The organism is Williamsia sp. z71 (assembly GCF_059553375.1).
Map to the genome: position 1 here is coordinate 195,925 of NZ_JCANWX010000006.1, position 19,493 is coordinate 215,417.

The 19,493-nt window shown below is 64.0% G+C and carries 16 protein-coding genes; 9 read left to right on the forward strand and 7 right to left on the reverse strand.

Features of this window, described 5'->3' with window-relative positions; genetic code table 11:
* Nucleotides 1–88 precede the first annotated feature (88 nt).
* Nucleotides 89–2,578: an ATP-dependent Clp protease ATP-binding subunit gene (locus AC51GR_RS16105; RefSeq protein ID WP_496325635.1), complete on the reverse strand. Its 2,490-nt coding sequence runs from the start codon at nt 2,576–2,578 to the stop codon at nt 89–91.
* Between the two features lie 67 nt (nt 2,579–2,645).
* Nucleotides 2,646–3,674 carry an alcohol dehydrogenase AdhP gene (gene adhP, locus AC51GR_RS16110; RefSeq protein WP_496325636.1) on the reverse strand — a complete coding sequence of 343 codons (1,029 nt, stop codon included), beginning with the start codon at nt 3,672–3,674 and terminating at the stop codon, nt 2,646–2,648.
* A 552-nt stretch (nt 3,675–4,226) separates the two neighbouring features.
* Between adhP and AC51GR_RS16115 the strand changes: the two genes are divergently transcribed.
* From AC51GR_RS16115 to AC51GR_RS16125, 3 genes are all read left to right on the forward strand, one after another.
* Nucleotides 4,227–5,117, forward strand: coding sequence for a universal stress protein (locus AC51GR_RS16115; RefSeq protein WP_496325637.1), 891 nt, complete (start codon nt 4,227–4,229; stop codon nt 5,115–5,117).
* A 96-nt stretch (nt 5,118–5,213) separates the two neighbouring features.
* A complete protein-coding gene (locus tag AC51GR_RS16120; RefSeq protein WP_496325638.1) occupies nt 5,214–5,876 on the forward strand; it encodes a response regulator in 663 nt (220 codons plus the stop codon).
* A gap of 109 nt (nt 5,877–5,985) precedes the next feature.
* Entirely contained in the window at nt 5,986–6,408 is a 423-nt protein-coding gene (locus AC51GR_RS16125; protein WP_496325639.1) for an Hsp20/alpha crystallin family protein, read from the forward strand.
* A 29-nt stretch (nt 6,409–6,437) separates the two neighbouring features.
* Here AC51GR_RS16125 and AC51GR_RS16130 read toward each other — a convergent pair whose 3' ends face one another.
* The 5 genes from AC51GR_RS16130 to AC51GR_RS16150 form a co-directional block, all read right to left on the reverse strand.
* A complete protein-coding gene (locus tag AC51GR_RS16130; RefSeq protein WP_496325640.1) occupies nt 6,438–7,742 on the reverse strand; it encodes a GAF domain-containing sensor histidine kinase in 1,305 nt (434 codons plus the stop codon).
* Between the two features lie 388 nt (nt 7,743–8,130).
* The gene (locus AC51GR_RS16135; RefSeq protein ID WP_496325641.1) at nt 8,131–9,189 is read right to left on the reverse strand and encodes an alpha/beta hydrolase; all 1,059 of its coding nucleotides are present in this window, start codon (nt 9,187–9,189) and stop codon (nt 8,131–8,133) included.
* Between the two features lie 140 nt (nt 9,190–9,329).
* Complete coding sequence (locus AC51GR_RS16140) at nt 9,330–10,568, reverse strand: CaiB/BaiF CoA transferase family protein (protein WP_496325642.1); 1,239 nt, start codon at nt 10,566–10,568, stop codon at nt 9,330–9,332.
* Nucleotides 10,565–12,037, reverse strand: a complete 1,473-nt coding sequence (locus tag AC51GR_RS16145; RefSeq protein ID WP_496325643.1) for a dihydroorotase — start codon at nt 12,035–12,037, stop codon at nt 10,565–10,567. Before AC51GR_RS16145 ends, AC51GR_RS16140 begins: the two co-directional genes overlap by 4 nt.
* 59 nt (nt 12,038–12,096) lie before the next feature.
* Entirely contained in the window at nt 12,097–13,464 is a 1,368-nt protein-coding gene (locus tag AC51GR_RS16150; protein ID WP_496325644.1) for an FAD-dependent oxidoreductase, read from the reverse strand.
* Nucleotides 13,465–13,975: 511 nt separating this feature from the next.
* Here AC51GR_RS16150 and AC51GR_RS16155 point away from each other — a divergent pair.
* The 6 genes from AC51GR_RS16155 (at nt 13,976) to AC51GR_RS16180 (ending at nt 19,485) form a co-directional block, all read left to right on the forward strand.
* The gene (locus AC51GR_RS16155; protein WP_496325645.1) at nt 13,976–15,043 is read left to right on the forward strand and encodes a class I SAM-dependent methyltransferase; all 1,068 of its coding nucleotides are present in this window, start codon (nt 13,976–13,978) and stop codon (nt 15,041–15,043) included.
* A 64-nt stretch (nt 15,044–15,107) separates the two neighbouring features.
* Nucleotides 15,108–15,365, forward strand: a complete 258-nt coding sequence (locus AC51GR_RS16160; RefSeq protein ID WP_496325646.1) for a hypothetical protein — start codon at nt 15,108–15,110, stop codon at nt 15,363–15,365.
* A 101-nt stretch (nt 15,366–15,466) separates the two neighbouring features.
* Nucleotides 15,467–16,312 (forward strand): IclR family transcriptional regulator, encoded by an 846-nt coding sequence (locus AC51GR_RS16165; RefSeq protein WP_496325647.1) that lies wholly within the window; start codon nt 15,467–15,469, stop codon nt 16,310–16,312.
* The gene (locus tag AC51GR_RS16170) at nt 16,296–17,165 is read left to right on the forward strand and encodes an HpcH/HpaI aldolase/citrate lyase family protein (RefSeq protein WP_496325648.1); all 870 of its coding nucleotides are present in this window, start codon (nt 16,296–16,298) and stop codon (nt 17,163–17,165) included. The genes AC51GR_RS16165 and AC51GR_RS16170 overlap by 17 nt, the downstream gene beginning before the upstream one ends.
* Nucleotides 17,166–17,236: 71 nt before the next feature.
* Entirely contained in the window at nt 17,237–18,064 is an 828-nt protein-coding gene (locus tag AC51GR_RS16175) for a cyclase family protein (protein ID WP_496325649.1), read from the forward strand.
* Nucleotides 18,061–19,485 (forward strand): MmgE/PrpD family protein, encoded by a 1,425-nt coding sequence (locus tag AC51GR_RS16180; RefSeq protein ID WP_496325650.1) that lies wholly within the window; start codon nt 18,061–18,063, stop codon nt 19,483–19,485. The genes AC51GR_RS16175 and AC51GR_RS16180 overlap by 4 nt, the downstream gene beginning before the upstream one ends.
* The last annotated feature ends 8 nt before the right edge of the window (nt 19,486–19,493 follow it).

Genomic DNA, 19,493 nt, shown 5'->3' on the forward strand with positions numbered 1-19,493 from the left:
ACCGAGTGTGACACGCCCGGTTGCCAAGTGTCCATAGGTTTGGACAGTTGGCATTTGAAGTGTTCGCACCTCTCTCAGGAGTGTGACGTCAGACCGGGTGTTTTGATGATTCTTTCTCGGTACTGACTGCGCCGCCGGCGTCACCTTCTTTGTCTTCGGCTGCGGCCACGGTGATTTTCAGCCCGTCATCGCCCGCGTCGACGTTGACGGTGTCACCCGGCACGAGTGCTCCATTGAGCAGGTAACGCGACAGTTTGTTGTCGAGTTCTCGCTGCACCGTCCGACGTAGAGGCCGCGCACCGAACTCCGGCTGGTATCCGGTGCGTGCCAACCAGTCCTGGGCCGCAGTACTCACCTCGAGTTCGATGTCCTGGGCGTGGAGTCGACGTCGAGTGCTGTCCAGTGTCAACTCGACAATCTGTCGCAGCTGCACCTCGTCGAGACGCTGGAATGTCACGATTTCATCGATGCGATTGAGGAACTCCGGCCGGAAATGCGAATGCAGGCGTTCCATGAGTTGCACCGCGATCGTGTCGGCGTCCGGTGTGGTGAGGATCAGGTCGGACCCCAGGTTACTGGTCAGGATCACGATGGTGTTCTTGAAATCGACTGTGCGGCCCTGCGCGTCGGTGACACGACCGTCGTCGAGTAGCTGCAGCAGCACATTGAAGACGTCCGCATGTGCCTTCTCGACCTCGTCGAAGAGGATCACCGAATACGGCTGCCTGCGCACTTTGTCGGTCAACTGGCCGGCCTCTTCGTATCCGACGTAGCCGGGAGGAGCACCGACCAGACGGGAGACGGTGTGCTTCTCCTGGAACTCGCTCATGTCGAACCGAATCAGGCGATCCTCGTCTCCGAAAACGGCTTCCGCCAGCGCTTTTGCGAGTTCGGTCTTGCCGACACCGGTCGGCCCCAGAAAGAGGAACGAACCGATGGGTCGTCTGGGATCGGCCAGCCCGGCCCGGGCGCGTCGAACCGCCTCGGCGATGACGGCGACGGCCTGGTCCTGGCCCACGACACGGGAATGCAGCACGTCCTCCAAGCCGAGAAGCTTTGCCCGTTCCTCGGTGGTCAGCTCCGAAACGGGTACACCCGTTTGCCGGGAGACGACCTCCGCGATGTCCACGATGGTGACATCCTGGGTGCGCACGTCGGATGACTCTCCGAGGGTTTCCTTTTGCGCCGCGATCTCGGCCTTCAATTCAGCGGCACGATCGTAGTTCTCCGACGCGACGGCCGAGTCCTTCTCCCGCTCCAACCGAGCCAATTCTTCTTCGACGGCTTTGGCGTCGGTGTCAGGCGTCTTGGTACGCAACCGCACCCGCGCTCCGGCCTGGTCGATCAGATCGATCGCCTTGTCCGGCATGAACCGATCGGTGATGTAGCGGTCGGAGAGTTCGGCAGCGGCGACGAGCGCCTCATCGGTGTAGTGGACCTGATGGTGCGCCTCGTAGGTGTCGGCAAGCCCCCGCAGGATCTCGATCGTGTCATCGACCGATGGTTCCGCCACCAGGATCGGCTGAAAGCGACGCTCGAGGGCGGCGTCCTTCTCGATGTACTTGCGGTACTCGTCGATGGTGGTGGCGCCGATGGTGTGGAGTTCGCCGCGGGCCAGAGCCGGCTTGAGGAGGTTTCCCGCGTCCATCGATCCTTCACCACTCGAGCCCGCGCCCACGATGGTGTGTAGCTCGTCGATGAAGATCACCAGCTCATCCGTATGTGCCCGGATCTCATCGAGGATCTTCGTCAGTCGTTCTTCGAACTCACCTCGATACTTGCTGCCCGCCACCACCTGACCGATGTCCAGAGCGATCACCCGGCGGTCCGCGAGGGTGGACGGAACATCACCGTTGACGATGCGCTGCGCCAACCCTTCGACTATCGCGGTTTTGCCGACCCCCGGATCGCCGATGAGGACTGGGTTGTTCTTGCGGCGTCGGGAGAGGATCTCCACGGTTTGTTCGATCTCGTCCGCACGACCCACCACCGGATCGATGTTCCCGGCACGCGCCTCCGCGGTCAGATCACGTCCGTATTCCTCCAGGGCGGGCGTTTCACTGTTACCGCCGCCCGACCCCGATTGCGCTCCATCGGTTTTCAGATTGCCGGCCAGGGCCTGTGCCGCAGGCGTCTCGGCGCTCGACGCGATACCCAGCAGTATGTGCTCGGGTCCGACATAGCTGGCGCCGGCCTGATAGGCCTGCTGCTGGGCCGTACGAAGCGCGAGCTTGGTCGCGGGACTGAGCGGTAGGTCACCGCTGCGGGGTTCCGAGGGCACCGCGGTGATGCGCTCGTACATCTGGTTGGCGAGCTCCTCGGGGTCGATCCCCAACTCTTTCAGGATGGTCTGCGAGGTTTCGACCTGCGCTGCCGCATAGAGCAGGTGTTCCGGTGTGAGCTCACCACTGTCCCACTGCTTTGCGGCTTCGCGAGCCGTTGCCACCAGCAACTTGGCCTCATCGTTGAGCAGCCGCCCCAAGTCGACGCGTTGGACCTGCGGACGGGGCCGTTCAGTGCCGAAGAATCGGTTGAACATGTCGTCGAACGGGCTTTGATCCATCCAGGGATTGGTCATGAGCCGTGCCTTTCTCTCTCCAGTGCGGCGGCCTCACCACTCGGCGACATTGCCGCGCCAACGTGGTTCATCCGAGATCGAGAACAATCCGCCCATTTATCTCGCCATCGGTCATGGCCGTGAAGATGTCATTTATCTCCGGTAGCTGCCGCACCGTGTATGTGGGCTTGATGAGTCCACGCGCGAAGAAGTCGAGCGCTTCCGCCATGTCCTTTCGAGTGCCGACGATCGAGCCTCGCACGGTCAGACCGAAGAGCACCGTGGTGAAGATGTCGAGCGGAAACGCCTCCGGCGGCAGGCCGACCAGGGAGACGGTACCGCCGCGGCGAAGACCCGCCACCGCCTGCGGAAAGGCACGGGCATTGACTGCGGTGACCAACGCTCCATGCGCCCCGCCGCCCGTCGCCTCGACGATGACCGCGGCCGCATCGGAGACCTTGGCAGCATTGACGCCGATCTCTGCACCGTGTTGCTCGGCCAGGGCAAGCTTGGAGTCGTCGACATCGACCGCGATCACCCGCCGCCCCATCGCACGTGCGTACTGGACGGCGATATGCCCGAGTCCGCCGATACCGGAGATCAGCACCCAGTCACCGGGCTGGGTATCGGTGACCTTCAGACCCTTGTACACGGTGACGCCGGCACACAGGATGGGTCCGACGGCACCCAGGTCGACGTTGTCGGGAATGATCGGTGCGTACCTCGAGTCGACGAGCATATGCGTCGCGAATGATCCGTCCACGCTGTATCCGCCGTTGATCTGATTGGGGCACAACGTTTCCCATCCGGTCTCGCAATATTCGCATTCGCCGCAGGCACTCCACAACCAGGCGTTGCCGACGGTGTCCCCGATGGCGAGACGCGTCACGTTCTCGCCCGCGGCGATGACCTTCCCCACGCCTTCATGGCCAGGAACGAACGGGACTTGCGGCTTGACCGGCCAATCGCCCCGAGCCGCATGCAGATCGGTGTGGCAGACACCGGAGTACTGGACTCTCACCAGGGCCTCGAAAGGTCCCGGGGATGGGATCGGAGCGTCTTCGATGAACAGTGGATCGGTGAAGCTCTGCACGACCGCTGCCCTCATCATGTCCATCGCTGTGTTGACCCTTCTGTCCGAAGTTCCCGGTCCCTGACGTCCGGGCGGCAACCGCCGATCACGCCACGAATCCCAGTGCATCACGGTTGGTCTCACTGCCGCTCGGGCACAAAGTCATCGAACGAATGCCAACGGTCATCGCTAGGCGGGCCGGCCTGTGGACCTTCGTCATCAGGATCGTCCGGCTCGTTCACACTCGGCCGGCCGGCCCCTCTGGGTGTTGGCCGCAGACCTGCGGCACACAGAGCGTCCGCTGTTGGCAGCCGAATCCCTTGTGCCGCACTGCCGTTTATCGATCGAGCACCCCTACCCCGGCGTGCCGGCGGCACGATCCTCGCGGTGGGATCAACCCTGCCGGACTCTGAAATCCACTCGTGGAGAGTGCCCGACCAATTCGGACATCGTTCCGGTTGGTTGCACACCGAACTGACCCGCGTGGGCCCCAGGTGCCCTTCGGCATGGCATGTGGTGCCCTGCGGCCCTATCGAATCGGACCGAAAGGTGGGACCGTGGTTACGGTATGGGCCGTGCTCGATGTCAGGAGCGAACATGGAGAACAAACCGATTGTGGTCGGTGTCGACGGCTCGGCGGCGTCTTACGGCGCAGTGCGATGGGGAGCTCGCGAAGCCGTGATCAGATCGACCCGACTACTGCTTCTCTGCTGTGTCGATGACGACCTGATCACCCTCAGCGACTATCCGGTACCCGACGCATACTTCGATCTCCTCAACGACCGTGCAGACAAAGACCTCACCGAGGCGAAGGCGCTGGCGGCGTCCGAGGTCGCCGACGCGGGGACCGACATCGTCATCGACACGAGACGTCTTCTGATCGAACCGCGGCTGGGCCTGCAGCGCATGTCAGAGAGCGCGGAACTGCTGGTCGTCGGCGCTGAAGGGCAAACCCCCCGGGTCCCCGGCGTTCTCGGGCGGGTCGCCGATGCGCTGACCTCCCACGCGGCGTGCCCCGTGGTGGTGGTTCGCGACCATCCCGGGCCGGCGCGGGACACGACGCCCGACGCAGTGGTCGTCGGCGTGGACGGATCGAGATCCGGCGAGCTGGCGGTGCGTCAGGCCTATGAGGAAGCAGCCTTGCGCAACGTTCGACTCGTGGCCGTTCACGCCTGGAACGTCACGAAACTTCACCCGCTGTTCAAGGCCGAACACTCGGGCCTGTCCTGGGATGACGCCCACACCGCCGAAGAGGCGCTTCTCGCCGAAGCGCTTGCCGGATACCGCGAGAAGTATCCAGACGTCGAGGTGTCACCATTGGTACCCGCCAGCGACCCCGTCGGCGCACTCCAGGATGCATCGGCTGACGCCGCCCTGCTGGTCATCGGTTCACGAGGGCGGAGCAACTTCATCGCCCGGGTTCTCGGGTCGACCAGCCGTGTGCTGCTGAACACCGCCTCGTGTCCGGTGCTCATCGCACGACCCTGACCCGGGTGCTCAACGCGGTCGGTGGAGCAGGCGCCGACGCCTACAATCGATGCAGTGGCAGCTGGGTCCGCCATCACCATCCGAGGAGCACGACATATGGGAAGTGGATCTGTGACCTCGGTGTTCTTGGTCGATGACCACGAGGTGGTTCGCCGAGGGCTCGTCGAGATCATCGGGTCCGACCCTGAACTCACCGTCATCGGGGAAGCCGGCACCTACGCTCAGGCCCTTGCCCGGATACCGGCATTGAAACCCGATGTGGCTGTTCTCGACGTTCGGTTGCCTGATGGCAGCGGCATCGAACTGTGCCGGGAGTTACGCACGAAACTCGACTCCCTCCGGTGTCTGATGCTGACGTCATTCACCGAGGACCAGGCCATGCTCGATGCCATCCTCGCCGGAGCCAGCGGGTATGTCGTCAAGAACATCGCCGGAATGGACCTGGCCAAAGCGATCAAAGACGTTGGGGCAGGTAAGTCGCTGCTGGACAACACCGCGGCCGCAGCGCTCATGGATCAACTCCGCACGCAAGGGGCGGCCGGTCCCCTCGACGCGCTCACAGAGCAGGAACAGACACTTCTCGCCCTGCTCGGCGAAAGTCTGACGAATCGCCAGATCGCCGGCCGGATGCACCTCTCGGAAAAGACTGTGAAGAACTACGTCTCCCGGCTGCTGGCGAAGCTCGGAATGGAGCGCCGCACGCAGGCGGCGGTGTATGCCGCCAAGCTCGAGGGACATCCGAAGAACCCGGGCCACTGAGGTTGTCGGCCCTTTCGTTCGGCCGCCACAGCAGGGTCTTTCTGCCCTCCCGCCGACGTGTCGAAGTCGGGTGCAATAGGTAGACCGTTACCAACCGAGAGGCCCTCCGATGAACAAGCCTGCGACCCGCCATCCGATCCAGTCACTGCTCCCGGACGTGTCAGATTTCTTCGCCGGGTTCCCCGCACTCGGCTCCATGCGGCCGAGTTCGAATCTGATCCGGATCGAAGACGAGTTGAGCGACGACAAGTACGTTGTGCGTGCCGAATTGCCGGGTATCGACCCGAAAAAGGACGTCGAGGTCACAGTCCGGGACGGCATGCTGACCCTCAAGGCAGAGCGCACCGTCGAGGAGAAGTCCGACACCCGATCCGAGTTCACCTACGGGTCATTCATCCGCTCGATGCCGCTGCCCAACGGTTTCGAAGAGGACAAGGTCAAGGCCGACTACGACAAGGGCATTCTCACCGTCACGGTTCCGCTGTCGGAATCCAAGTCACAGGGCAAGCAGATCACCGTCGAGACCAAGTGAGCCGCTCGGCCATCTGAGAAGGCACACAGTCACATCGGGACGCGCCACGACAACACCAGACCGGTCCCCGAAGCCGGGCCGCCCAGCGTCAGGTCCCCGCCGAGTTCACGCGCCCGGGATCGCAGATTGCCCAGCCCGCTGGGACTCACGGTGGCCGGCATGCCGATTCCGTCGTCGACGACCTCGACCGTGAGGTCGTTGCCGACGGAAATCGTCACGGTGATCGTTTCTGCTGCGGCGTGACGAACACCGTTGCTGACCGCTTCCCTGACCACCGCAACGACATGGTCGCCCATGTCCGGTCCCACCACGGACAACGGACCACTCAATCGCAGGTAGGTCCTGACGCTGGTGTCCCCCGCCTGGTTGTCGATGACCTCGTGTATTCGCTGACGCAGCTGCGTGGATGGGGTCCCCTCATCCTGCAGATCGAAGATGGTCGTGCGTATCTCTTGGACCACGTCCTGCAGATCGTCGATCGTGCCGGTGAGCCGCCGCCGCACATCTGGGGACTGTGACCGCTGCAGGGTGCCCTGCAGATTCATTCCCGCGGCGAAAACCCGCTGGATGACGTGGTCGTGCAGGTCGCGCGCGATTCGGTCCCGATCTGCCAACACCTGTAGTTCGTGGCTTCGCCGTATGGCCGCCGCCATCGCCAGGTCCGATGCCGTCTGGTCTGCGAAGTCCGTGACCAGCTTCAGCACGTCATCGCCGAACGGTCGCTTTCCGGTGCGACGCGCGACGACCAATACGCCACTGATCGTGGCCCCGCCACTGAAGGGAACGACCACCGCCGGCCCTGCCGACCCCGCGGTGAGGCCCGTGAGCTGATCGTCCAATGTCTCGCACAAGACCGGCGTCTGTTCGGAAAAGGCCACGCCGACGGTCGTTCCTGCGACCGGGACGGCGCATCCGACCGATTGCGAAACGCGCTCACCGTCGGCAACGGTCACGGCGAGTTCGCGGACCGACTCGCGCGGTTGCTCCGGATCTCGCGGCCGCAGGACGAATACGACATCGCCGCTCGTGAGATCCATTGCCCTGCGGGCTGCCATCTCTACGACCCCGTCGATATCGGCGCCCGAGAGCAACTCGGCACGAACGTCGCTGATCGCCTCGATCCATCCCAATCTCGACTGCGACTCGTCGTAGAGCCCGGCACTGCCGACCACCACGGCTGCTGCAGAAGCCAGTGCCTCGATGAGTTCGTCTGTGTGCGTATCCGGTACATCCAGATGCGCGATCTGGTCGTGGACTTCGCCGAAAAGGTCACGCACGCGCAGGAGGGACGAGTCACCTCGCAGTTGCTGTGAAGCGGCGGACGTCAGTTCCATAGGTCCCCCGTAGATCGGGTGTTCATGCAGTATTACGTCACCCACGCTAGTGGCAATGTGCTCCCGCGGACTTCCGTTTGATCAAATTGGATCCGGCGTTTCGGAATATCGCCTTGAAATGCGAACATGCCTGCTTATCGGGCGTCACCCACGTCCGTGTGCAATATTCACATATGCGACACAACATGATTCACGACATTCCGAATTGTGGTGACCCGTCAATGCAACCGACGTTCGCCCAGCGCATAACGGTTCAATCACAATTCCGTTACAGAAGTTTGAAACATGACTTGTCTGAACTGCCTGATTCCGGGATCGCTTGTATTGCAACGCCACAACGCGATTTTCGTGAAAGAGATCATCACAACCCGAAGAATTCCACCACTTCTCAGCGAAGCGCGACGGCCAGTGCTGCGCCCATCCGGTCGACTGCCGCACGGGCGTCGGCGCTGATCAAGGTCATGTTCGCGAATCCGTGAATCAGACTCCCCGCACGATCCAACGTGACAGGAACGCCCGCTGCAGTGAGTCGCTTCGCGTAGGCAATCCCCTCGTCCCGAAGTGGATCGAATCCGGCAACGACAACATGAGCCGGCGGGAGACCCGAAAGATCTTGTGCCAGCAGAGGGGACACTCGAGGGTCGCTGCGCGTGGCATGGTCGGGCACGTAGTGGTCGAGGAACCAGTCGATGCGCTCGTCGGTCAGATACATCCCGGTCGCGAACTCCCGGCGCGAGTCCCGCCGGGTTGAAGCGTCCGTCCCCGGGTAGATCAACAATTGCAGGCAAGGGGTCACTGCCTCGCCCCGTACCTGTTGTGCCACAACAGCACTCAGATTACCGCCGGCACTGTCCCCGGCGACCGCAATCCGTGACGTGGAAACCCCCCAGTGCGGGGCGGAGGACACTGCGTACCGCCACGCGGCGACCGCATCGTCGACGGCGGCCGGAAAAGGATGCTCGGGAGCAAGCCGATAGTCCACGGACAGAACGTCGGCACCCGATGCAACGGCCAGCCTGCGCACCAGATTGTCGTGACTGACCCGATCGCCGATCACCCATCCACCACCGTGGAAGAAGACCACAATGCCCGTCGAGCCCACCTGGGCCCGGTACCGGGTGATCGGGAGCAGGCCGCCGGGGCCCTGAACCAACAGATCCTCTTCGACGGCCATCGCCGGGAGTTTCTCGGCCATGGCAACAGCGTTGTCCCGTAGGTCCGCACGCGCCTGGGCGACCGACTTTCCGGCGATGTCAAACGACTTCAGATGCGCCGCGACAAAACCCGTCACGGCCATCTCGACAGCCAGCCGGTCACCGTCCGCATTCACGCGGCTTCGGCGGCCCGCCACCCGCAACACGGCTTCGGGAATACGCGCGGCGGCCTGCATGAGGCAACGCTGAGTTCTGACGCGGGGTGACAATGACGGTTCGGTGGCCTGACTCACGCTGGTGAGCGTACTGCGTTCACTCGACGAGTGAGTTTGCCACCAAGACTTCGGACGATGACAACGGACCGGCGCATCGGTGGCCGGATGTCGGTCCGGCCACCGATGCATTCAACCTGCGATCAAATGTTGACCGCGGGTCACACCGTCCCGCGTTCGCGGAACTCCGCGATATCAGCTGGATCACAACCGATTTCGCTCAGGATCACATCGGTATCGGAGCCGTGTGGGCGTCCGGTGTGCCGAATGTTTCCCGGTGTCTCACTCATCCGCCACATCACGTTCTGCATCCGCATGGGACCCAGATCGGCATCGTGGACCGTTGTTGTCATGCCGATGTGCTGGACCTGTGGATCCTTGAGCAGGTCACTCGGCTTGTACACCGGTGCCACTGCCGCCCCTGCGGACTCGAACGCATCAATCACTTCGTCGCGCGTCCGTTCGGCGATCCAGGAACCGACATAGCCGTCGAGGAGATCTGCATGGGCTGCACGCTGACGGCCGGTGGCGAACCACGGTTCGTCGACGACCTCGGGATGCCCGACGAGCCGCAACACCCGTTCGGCGATGGAGTTCGCACTGGTGGAGATCGCGAGCCAGTGATCGTCCATGGTGCGGTACAGGTTCCGAGGAGCGTTGTTGCTCGATCGGTTCCCGCTCCGCTTCTGGTCGATGCCGAGTTGGTCCGCATAGATGATGCCCGGACCGACAGCGGTCATGATCGGACTGAGCAGGTCCAGATCGATGACCTGCCCCTTGCCTGTGCGTTCCCGATGAAAGAGCGCCATCGACACAGCCGAGGTTCCGGCGATACCGGCGATCGAGTCCGCGAGGCCGAAAGCCGGCAGGGTGGGCGGTCCATCGGCGGCACCGGTGAGATGGGCGAAGCCGCTCATCGATTCGACCAGCGTGCCGAACGCAGGCCGGGTGGAGTACGGCCCGGTCTGACCGAAGCCGGTCACGCGCAGCATGATCAGCCCTGGATTGACCTCGGACAGCACGTCGTAGCCCAGGCCCCACTTCTCGAACGTTCCCGGCCGGAAGTTCTCGATCACCACGTCTGCCTCGGCGACCAGGCGCCGGAAGATCGCTGCGCCTTCGTCGCTGCCCAAATACAGCGACAGCGTGCGCTTGTTGCGCGAGACCATCTTCCACCACAGTGGTTGACCGTCCTTTTCCAGTCCATGACCTCGCATCCCGTCCGGGCGGGTGGGATGCTCGATCTTGATCACATCTGCCCCGAAGTCACCCAGAATCTGCGCAGCCAACGGTCCGGCCAGGATGGTCGACACGTCGAGAACCCGAATGCCGGCCAGCGGGCCGGTCGGAACCGGCCCGCTGCTGACCTCCGTGGAATCGGTGGTCACCGGATCACTCATTTGTACGGACGGTGCAGGTAGCGACCGGCCGGCGTCCCGGACACAGCGCCGTCGGTCAGCACACGCTGTCCACGGACGAAGGTGTCGGTGACCTTGGCCGCCAGCTCAAATCCTTCGAACGGGGTGTATTCCTGCGCGGACTCCGAATCTTCCGGGCTGACCGTCCAGTTGTGGTCGGGGTCGACGAGCGCCAGGTCGGCGTCCATGCCGACCGCGATGGCGCCCTTGCCCGGGAGTCCGTAGCGCTCGGCCGGATTGGTTGCGGTGAGCCGGGCGATCCGCTGCCAGCTCAGGCCACGCTTGCGGCCCTCGCTGACCAGTCCGGGCAGAAGGTATTCGGCGCCACCGAATCCGGACTTCGCGGCGAAGATGTCGCCCCGGTCTTCGGCGAACTTCTTCTCGTCCTTGCAGCAGGCGTGATCGCTGACAACCCAGTCGACGTTGCCGGCGATGACGTGCTCCCACAGCGCCTCGACGTCGTCACGGGGGCGCAGCGGCGGGTTGACCTTTCCACCGAGGCCGTACGCGGTGTCGATATCGGCGAGGAGATGTCCGATGGTGACCTCACGCCGGAAGTTCACGTGCGGGAATGCTTTTGCCATCCGCATCGCGGCGACGAACGCCTTGGCCGAACTCAGGTGAAGCAGGTTGATGTTGGGCATCTGCGTCTCGTCGGCGAGGAACGACGCGATGGTGACCGCCAGGCCCTCCGAGTGCTGCGGGCGCGAGGCACTGTACGCGGCGAGGCCGGTCAACGTCCCCTCTTCTTCGACCAACTTGGTGTAGGCGCTCATGATCTCGGCGGTCTCGCAGTGCAGAGACAGCGAGACGTGGTCGGCCTTGTCGGCCAACTGCTCGCGCGCCTTCTGGATACCGCGCATGACGAACTCGAAGTGCGCGATGTCGTACCGCTCGTCCTTCGGGATCATCAGGAACTCACTCTGGTCGGTGGAGCGACCATGCAGTCCGTGACTTCCGTAGAACATAAAGATCTTGAACGAGGTGACACCGTGATCCTCGATCAGCGAGGGGATCTCGGCGATGTGCTCTTTCGACATCGGCGCCAGGTGGTAGGCGTAGTCGACGAAGGGCTTGCCCTCGGTCTGCTCGAGCACCTCGGGGAACACATCACCGTAAGCGCCACCCTTGTTGAGGTAGTACTGCCCGGTCCGCATGTACGAGAGCGCTGTGGTGACACCGCCCTGCACAGATGCCCGTGACTCGATCTCGGCGTCTTCGCCGAGCGGGTTGTAGATGCCCCAGTGCTGGTGCGCGTCGACGACACCGGGGAACGCGATGCGTCCGGCAGCATCGATGACCTCATAAGTGGGGTCGACGGGGATCGATGCCTCGATGCGGGAGAACTTGCCGTCGGTGATCAGGATGTCGAGGAACTCGCCCTCTTCCGGATGTTCCGGTCCGGTCTGAACGACCCTTGCATTCTTGATCAGCAGCGATGGACTCGCCATGGTGGTTCCTTTCAACTGGGGAGGATCGTGATTCGGCCGAGAGTCGTTCTCGGCTGGTTTCAAAGAGCGGCGAGGACCGAGTTCGCAGCCAGGTAGGACAGACCCAACGCGGGCAGAAGACCGTTTCCGGCCAGGTATCCGGATGCACCGTGGCCCGAGATACCCATGGCCGCACCGCCCGAGGCATAGAGTCCGGGTATGGGTGCGCCTTCGGCGGCAAGCACCCGAGCCCGACGATCGACCCGCAGGCCGCCCTGGGTGTGGAAGAGGGCCGGAACGATTTCCACGGCGGCATAAGGGGCTTCGAGGGTGTGGCCGAAGTTCGACCGCCCGAAGGGGTCGGCGTCGGAACCGTTCGAGTACTCGGCAACGCGGGCGAGTTCGTCGGCCACCTGCGCCTGCGGCAGTCCGGTCGCTTCGGCCAGCTGCTGGGCCGAGTCGGCCCACACCACGGCACCCGAGTCGACGGTCTGCCGAAAATCGGTGAACAGCAGGCACCGCTCGTAGATCTCTTTGTCGATGACGATCCAGCCGGACGAAGCAGGCTGTGCGGCAAGGATCGCGGCATATTCGGAATAGCCGGTGGTCTCGTCGCCGAATCGCTTGCCTTCGACGTTGAGGACCACTCCCCCGTGCATGATCGTCGCCCAGCCCACCAGAGTGGTCGCCTTCTTGGACAGCGCCGCATGACCCTGGTAGCCGTCCAAAAAGGCCGTGTCGGCACCGAGACGCCGGCCGATGTCCAGCGCATCGCCGGTCGAATACTCGCTGCCGTGGTAGACGGCAGAAGCGATCTCGGGCAACAATTCGGAGACCATCGCACTGTTGGCACCGAATCCGTTGGTGGCCAACAGGACGGCGGTCGTCTCGATCTCCTCGGTAGCCCCATCGGGCGATGTGATCGTCACCGAACACACCGCACCGGCGTCGTCCAGGGTGACGTCGCTGAGCTTGGCCGGGACCATCAGATCGATTCGGGGATGCGCCGCCACCAGGCGGATCAGGTGATCGATCAGGGCACTGCCGTGCCGACCCTCGATGGTGTGGCAGCGCAGTGCCGAGTGCCCGGGGTACGGGAAGTCGGTGACCAGATCGAGTGGCAGCTCGAGGTCATCGGCCATCCATTCCACGAGAGGAGCACTGACCTCGGCGAGCGCGCGGGCCAGCGCCATGTCGACCGCACCCTTGGTCTTGCGGACCATGTCCTCGATGAACCGCTCGGGCGAGTCGTCGATGCCGGCAGCTGCCTGCCAACGCGAACCGGCGCCGGGCACCATCGCCGTCGACATGGATGTGTTGTTGCCACGCCGGAAATGCTCGCTCGCCTCCACCACCAGCACGTCGAGACCGCCCTGTGCTGCGCGCAGCGCCGCGATCAGGCCGCCACCGGCACCGGCCACTACAAGGTCGGGTCCGTTCTCACTCATGAATGCCTCACAGTTCCTGGTCTTTCGTTCGAATCGGTTGGTGGTGGTCGTCAGTGGTCGGCGTTGTGGGGACGGGCGGACGTCGATGTGCTGATCGCGAAGGGCCCGGCAGGGGCGAGCGAAGGATAGTTCACGATCCGTCGTCGCCGGCGGGGCCGCGGCACCGGAACATGTTCGATCATTACTCAGCCCTGAGGCCATCTGAATCGCCATCGTTTCGTTAACCGGAACGTTAGTTGCCCTAAGCGGATTCGTCCACTGTATGAAGAAACACGTGGTCAAGAAACGTCTTCGTTACAATTAGACACCTTTTTGTCACACGATGGTGTTTAATATCCCTCATGCAAGCGCCTACCTGGCACCAGCAGGTCCGCTGGACGGAACAGCTCGAATCAGTGGACAGAATCAAGTCTCGTTAACGAACGGACGTCAACATGCGGCTTCGGCACGGTCGACCATCTCGGCACGACTCTGATTCGACAACTGATCTCACACAGCGAGAGGAACTCCTTTGACAACCGGGCTTCGGCAGCGTGGTCGTGCCAATTTCAACTTCCTCGCAGATCTGGCCGCGTGGAGCGGTAAGGAACTGCAGGCGGCGGCGTCCAAGGACCTCGACACCCTGACCGAGGGTGCGCAACTGCCCGAGGGCCTGCAAGCCCAGATCAGGTTTGCCGCAAATCTTCTGGAGCAGTCCCAGAACTACACATGGGACCGGTTCTACACCCGATTCTCGGGAGAACAGCAGTTCGCGGCAGCACGCGAAGCCTACGACGACGGCAGCCTCGCAGTCGAAGCCGAGTACGAGGCCAACACGGACAAGGGTGGAACCCTGGTTCTGGACCCGGCGGTCGAAGCACCGAAGTATTGGTCGGACACCGAGTTCCATCTCGCACCCGGCGGATGGGAAGGTCATGAACGAATGGGCTTCATGATCCATGACTACGTCTACGACCTGCTCTTCGCCACCGGCGGCATCGGCGCGGTCAAACCCGGTGAGTCATTCGCCGATCAACGCCTACTCGTCGCGCAAGAAGGCCGCCTCGGTTCCTACGAGTCGATCCTGGAGTTGGGCATCGGCACCGGGCGATACGCCTCGGCTCTGCAGCGGGCCTGGCCCGACGCCAAGGTCTCGGGTGTCGACCTCGGACGCACCGAGCTGGAGCACGCCAAACTCATCGCAGCCCGCAACGGCTGGGAATGGGATCTGCGCCAGGCGGCGTGCGAGGCGACGCCCTACGCGGACAACAGCTTTGACATGGTGACCGCGTTCATCCTGCTTCACGAGATCCCGGTCCCGGCGGCTCGTACCATCGCGGCCGAGGCCTTCCGGGTCTGCCGACCCGGCGGCGAGGTCATCATCGGCGATGTGGCACCGTACGCGGAGCAGGATTCGCTGTTCCGGTGTGTGGTACTCGACTGGGAGACCGAAAACCGCAACGAACCGTTCTGGCGTGGCGCACTGCTGCTGGACCGTACCGCTTTGCTTCGGGACGCCGGCTTCGTCGATGTCGAGGAATACGGTGTCGGCCCCGGCAACTACCCCTGGGTCGCGCGCGGCGTCAAACCTCAGGCCTGACCCCCTTGCCATCCATTGCTGGCGGACCCCGAACCGGCTGTTGCAAAAACGAATCGAGACGAACATGAGTAGCAGTCCCTCCTACTTGGAGAACGCGACCAATGACGAACTGGCGCGCATGGTCACGACACTGACCCAGGAACTGTGGATTCTGCGGGACCGCGTGATGACCCTCGAACAGGTCCTCGAAGACAAGGATGTCGTCACCGTGGAAGCCGTCGATCTCCACGAACCCGGCGAAGCCCTTTCTGCTCGTCTTGCCACCGAGCGCCGGCGAATCATCCGCAAGGTTCTCGGCGCACCCGTCGGCGTCCGGCGATGACAGCCGCGTTGCGATGCTCACCAGTGCAATGACTTTGAATGTTCACAATGGCCATACCCGAGCGGGGTGGGCCCCGCACCGGCAATACCGAGGAGTGGTCGATGGCAACCCAGTCGAATGACGAATCAGCGAGCAAGGCCGGCTCGGTGAACAACACCACCACCTCGGCCGCCCGGGCCGCAGACATCCTCCTGCACTTCACCAACGGACCGCTCGGCGTGTCGCGTGTGGCCCGGGAACTGAATCTGTCGAAGGCAGTGGTCCACCGCGTCCTGACCACATTCGTCGACCGTGGACTGCTGGTCATCACGAGTCCGGACCGCGAGTATGCACTCGGGCCTGCGGCCGCGGCTCTGGGCGCCTCCGCTCTGCGTTCGTCTCCGTTGCGAGAGGTAGCCCGGCCGCTGCTCACCGACCTGCAACAGCAAACCGGCGAGACGGCAACTGTGACAGCGATGGCCGGCCGCGGCCGGATCTATCTCGACCAGGTCGAGAGCCGCAACGAAATCAAGATGACAGTGGAACTAGGACGTCGGTTCCCGCTGCACACCGGAAGTTCCGGACGCGCAATCCTGGCTTTCCAGACGCGGGCGCTGAACGACGCCGTGCTGGCCGAGCCCCTCGACCGCCTCACCCCCGCAACGATCACCGACCCGGACGCCCTCCGGGCGAGTCTGCAGGAGATCAGGGAAAAGGGTTGGTGCGTCTCCAGCGGTGAGCGGCAGGAGGGCGCCTCATCGATCGCTGCTCCGGTTTTCGATCTCGATGGCCTGGCCGTAGGAGCGCTCTCGGTCTGCGGGCCGATCCACCGGATGACCAACGAAGTTCTTCTCGGCTATGTGCCAATTGTGACCGCGGCTGCCGACCAGGTGTCCCGAACACTCGGATGGCGAGGCGGTCTGCCGACCGATGATCGAACGGACGAAACGCATGCAGATGACGCCTAGGACCTGGTTGTACGTTCCCGGCCACTCCGGGACACGGATCGGCAAGGCGATCGCCAGCGGTGCCGATGCCGTCGTCATCGATCTCGAAGACGCGGTTCCGCCGGATGCCAAGGCGCAGGCCCGTTCTGCGGCTGTGGCGACGATCGAGCAATGGGCGGATGCACCGGATGCACCCCAGATCTGGGTGCGCGTGAACGACACGGCGAGCCCGTGGCATCGCGCCGACATCGACGCGCTGGCGAATACAAGCCTGGTCGGTAGCTCCAGCGGCGGAATCCGGATACCGAAAGCCGAAGCGCCCGAGTTGATCCAGGCCATCGGAGATCAGACCGGTATCCGGATGCAGCTCTTGGTCGAATCTGCGCGTGGTCTTCTCGGCGTTGCCGCGCTCGCCGCGGCACATCCCCTGGTCACCGGCATCAGCGCCGGCGAGGCCGACCTTGCCGCCGACCTGCGGGTACCTGCATCGGGGCTCACCTGGGCGCGTGGTTGGCTGGTCGCCTCGGTCCGGGCGGCCGGGCTCGAGTCACCGATCCAGAGTGTCTACACCAAGGTCTCGGACCTCGACGGACTGCGGGCCGACAGCGAATGCGGCCGCGATACCGGGTTTTTCGGACGGTCGGTGATCCACCCTCGGCAGATAGGCGTCGTGCACGAGGTCTTCACTCCGGCGGCAGCCGAGATCGATCGGGCTCAGGAGACCGTGGACGCTGCCGCACAGGCGCAGTCCGAAGGCACTGCCGCGTTCATCGACAAACATGGTCGTTTCATCGACAACGCGGTCGTGGAGCAGGCGCGTGCCGTACTCGCTCGCGCCCGAACCACACCGTCTTCGGCGAGCACCGGCGCCTGACGCGCAGCATCGCCCCCAACTAATCACGGTGCCGCCGGAGATCCCGGCGGTGCGAACGACAGGAGTATCTGATGACCTCAACAACTGCGGTGGATCCACTGATGTCGGCGGTCGCCGCCGGCGTGCGCCACGTCGAACTCGGCCACCCGTATTTCACCGGGATGCCCTGCTCCCCCAACCATCCCGGATTCCGGATGACACTGATCCGGCGGCACGGCGACATGGTTCGACCCGACGGCGGGTCGGCAGCGAACGAGATCATCGTCACCGGCGGTCATGTGGGTACCCACGTGGACGCACTGTCACACGTCAGCGACTGCGGCAAGCTCAACGGGGATGTCGACGCCTACGAGGCCCAGGCCGGCGGCCGCTTCAAAGACAAAGGCGCTGAACAGATCCCCTTCATGATGACCCGGGGGATCCTCCTCGACATCGCCGGCCTGCACGGTGTGGACACCCTGCCTGCGGGGTACGCGATCACCGCCACCGACCTGCAGAACGCGGCGGAACTCGCCGGAGTGACACCGCGTCGCGGGGACGTGGTTCTGGTCCGCAGCGGCTGGGCACGGCACTTCGAGAACCAGGACGTGTACCTCGGCCAGACCGACGGCGTACCCGGCCCCAACGAAGAGGCGGCGCAATGGCTGGCCGACTTCGGCATCGTCGCCACCGGTTCCGACACCACCGCCTACGAGAACATTCCGGCAGGCAAGGGGCACAGCGTCTTGCCGGTGCACCGAATCCTGCTCGTGCAGAACGGAATCCATATCATCGAACACCTGAACCTGGAAGATGCTGCGGCGCAGAAGCTCACCGAGTTCACGTTTGTGATGGCGCCGCTGCGCATCGTCGGCGGCACCGGATCCCCCGTTCGCCCGGTGGCAGTGGTGTCGGCATGAGCGCGGTTACACCGGACTCCCCCCAGCTCACCGTCGTCCAGCAACTGGCGGCATTGGCGTACACCGTCACCCGGGACGGTCTGGCCGACGACCTCCGCGGTGACGTGGCCCGGCGGGTCCTCGATCTGGTCGGCAACAGCGTTGCCGCCCGCCATGAGACCCCGGCCGCGGCCGTGATCGCGGTTGCGAAGAACTGGGGTGGCCGTGAGGCGGCAACCGGTATCGGCACCGGAATGCGATTCCCGGCAGCCACCGCAGCCCTGATCAACGGAACCCTCGCCCATTCGATGGACTCCGACGACACCCATCTGCCGTCGGTTCTGCATCCCTCCGCATCGGTGATCCCGGCTGCCCTTGCCGTGGCCGAGGCCGAGGGCGTCGACGCGGTCACCATGCTCGACGCAGCCGGTGTCGGTATCGAGGTGGCCGTCCGACTCGGAATGGGCGGCTACGACGAAACTTTGGGCAACTCGGAGTTCTTCGAGCGAGGCCTGCATGCGACGTCAATCTGTGGTGCCATCGGTGCTGCCGTCGCCGCCGCGATGGTGTACCGGCTCGACGAGTCCAAGATCGCGCACGCGGTCGGTATCGCCGCCAGCATGGGCGCCGGACTCATCGAGGCCAACCGCACCGGCGGAACCGTCAAGCGTGCCCATTGCGGGTGGGCCGCGCACGCCGGTGTGACCGCAGCCGAACTGGCGATGAACGGGCTCACCGGACCACCCACCGTCATCGAGGGAAGATTCGGATTCCTCAACGCCTACTGCGGCGACCGGGCAGATGCCTCGGCCGTCGTCGACCGGCTCGGCGAGCACTGGGAACTCCCGGGCATCTTCTTCAAGCCGTACCCGTGCAACCACTTCACGCACGCCGGAATCGATGCCGCCCTGGCCATTCGGGAACGCGGCGTGGATCCGTCCGACATCAAGTCAATCGAACTCGGCGTCTCGGGTCCGGTGCTGCGCACGATTGCCCAACCAGTCGAGGACAAGGCACGGCCGAAGTCCGGCTATCACGCGGCGTTCTCGGGTCCGTACACCGTGGCAGCCGCGCTGCTCGGCGGCAGTGGACTCGGTGTTGGGCACAGCGACTTCACCGACGCGAGCGCCGGCGACGAGAACCGGCTCGCGCTCGCGGCGAAGGTGACCTGCGTCGAGGACGAGGAGTGCAACCGGATCTACCCGAACCAGTTCCCGGCGGTGCTGGCAGTGGTCACCACCGACGGCACCCGGCACGAAGCCCGGATCAGCGTCAACCGCGGAGGACCCGGGAACCCGTTGTCCTCAGAGGAACTGATGACCAAGTTCGGACTGAACGCAACCAACACGTTGGGCCAGTCGACCCAGCTCGTCGGAGAACTCGCCCTCGGCCTGGCACACGGTGGCACCGTGAGTGATCTGATGAGCGCGCTCATCGATTGATCCGCTCC

Bases quoted from the DNA above. Each gene is read 5' to 3' on its own strand.
- AC51GR_RS16165 (WP_496325647.1), top strand. From the start codon at position 15,467: ATGGCAACCCAGTCGAATGACGAATCAGCGAGCAAGGCCGGCTCGGTG.
- AC51GR_RS16120 (WP_496325638.1), top strand. From the start codon at position 5,214: ATGGGAAGTGGATCTGTGACCTCGGTGTTCTTGGTCGATGACCACGAG.
- AC51GR_RS16125 (WP_496325639.1), top strand. From the start codon at position 5,986: ATGAACAAGCCTGCGACCCGCCATCCGATCCAGTCACTGCTCCCGGAC.
- AC51GR_RS16140 (WP_496325642.1), bottom strand. From the start codon at position 10,568: ATGAGTGATCCGGTGACCACCGATTCCACGGAGGTCAGCAGCGGGCCG.
- AC51GR_RS16105 (WP_496325635.1), bottom strand. From the start codon at position 2,578: ATGACCAATCCCTGGATGGATCAAAGCCCGTTCGACGACATGTTCAAC.
- AC51GR_RS16115 (WP_496325637.1), top strand. From the start codon at position 4,227: ATGGAGAACAAACCGATTGTGGTCGGTGTCGACGGCTCGGCGGCGTCT.
- adhP (WP_496325636.1), bottom strand. From the start codon at position 3,674: ATGGACATGATGAGGGCAGCGGTCGTGCAGAGCTTCACCGATCCACTG.
- AC51GR_RS16180 (WP_496325650.1), top strand. From the start codon at position 18,061: ATGAGCGCGGTTACACCGGACTCCCCCCAGCTCACCGTCGTCCAGCAA.
- AC51GR_RS16150 (WP_496325644.1), bottom strand. From the start codon at position 13,464: ATGAGTGAGAACGGACCCGACCTTGTAGTGGCCGGTGCCGGTGGCGGC.
- AC51GR_RS16130 (WP_496325640.1), bottom strand. From the start codon at position 7,742: ATGGAACTGACGTCCGCCGCTTCACAGCAACTGCGAGGTGACTCGTCC.
- AC51GR_RS16145 (WP_496325643.1), bottom strand. From the start codon at position 12,037: ATGGCGAGTCCATCGCTGCTGATCAAGAATGCAAGGGTCGTTCAGACC.
- AC51GR_RS16170 (WP_496325648.1), top strand. From the start codon at position 16,296: ATGCAGATGACGCCTAGGACCTGGTTGTACGTTCCCGGCCACTCCGGG.
- AC51GR_RS16160 (WP_496325646.1), top strand. From the start codon at position 15,108: ATGAGTAGCAGTCCCTCCTACTTGGAGAACGCGACCAATGACGAACTG.
- AC51GR_RS16175 (WP_496325649.1), top strand. From the start codon at position 17,237: ATGACCTCAACAACTGCGGTGGATCCACTGATGTCGGCGGTCGCCGCC.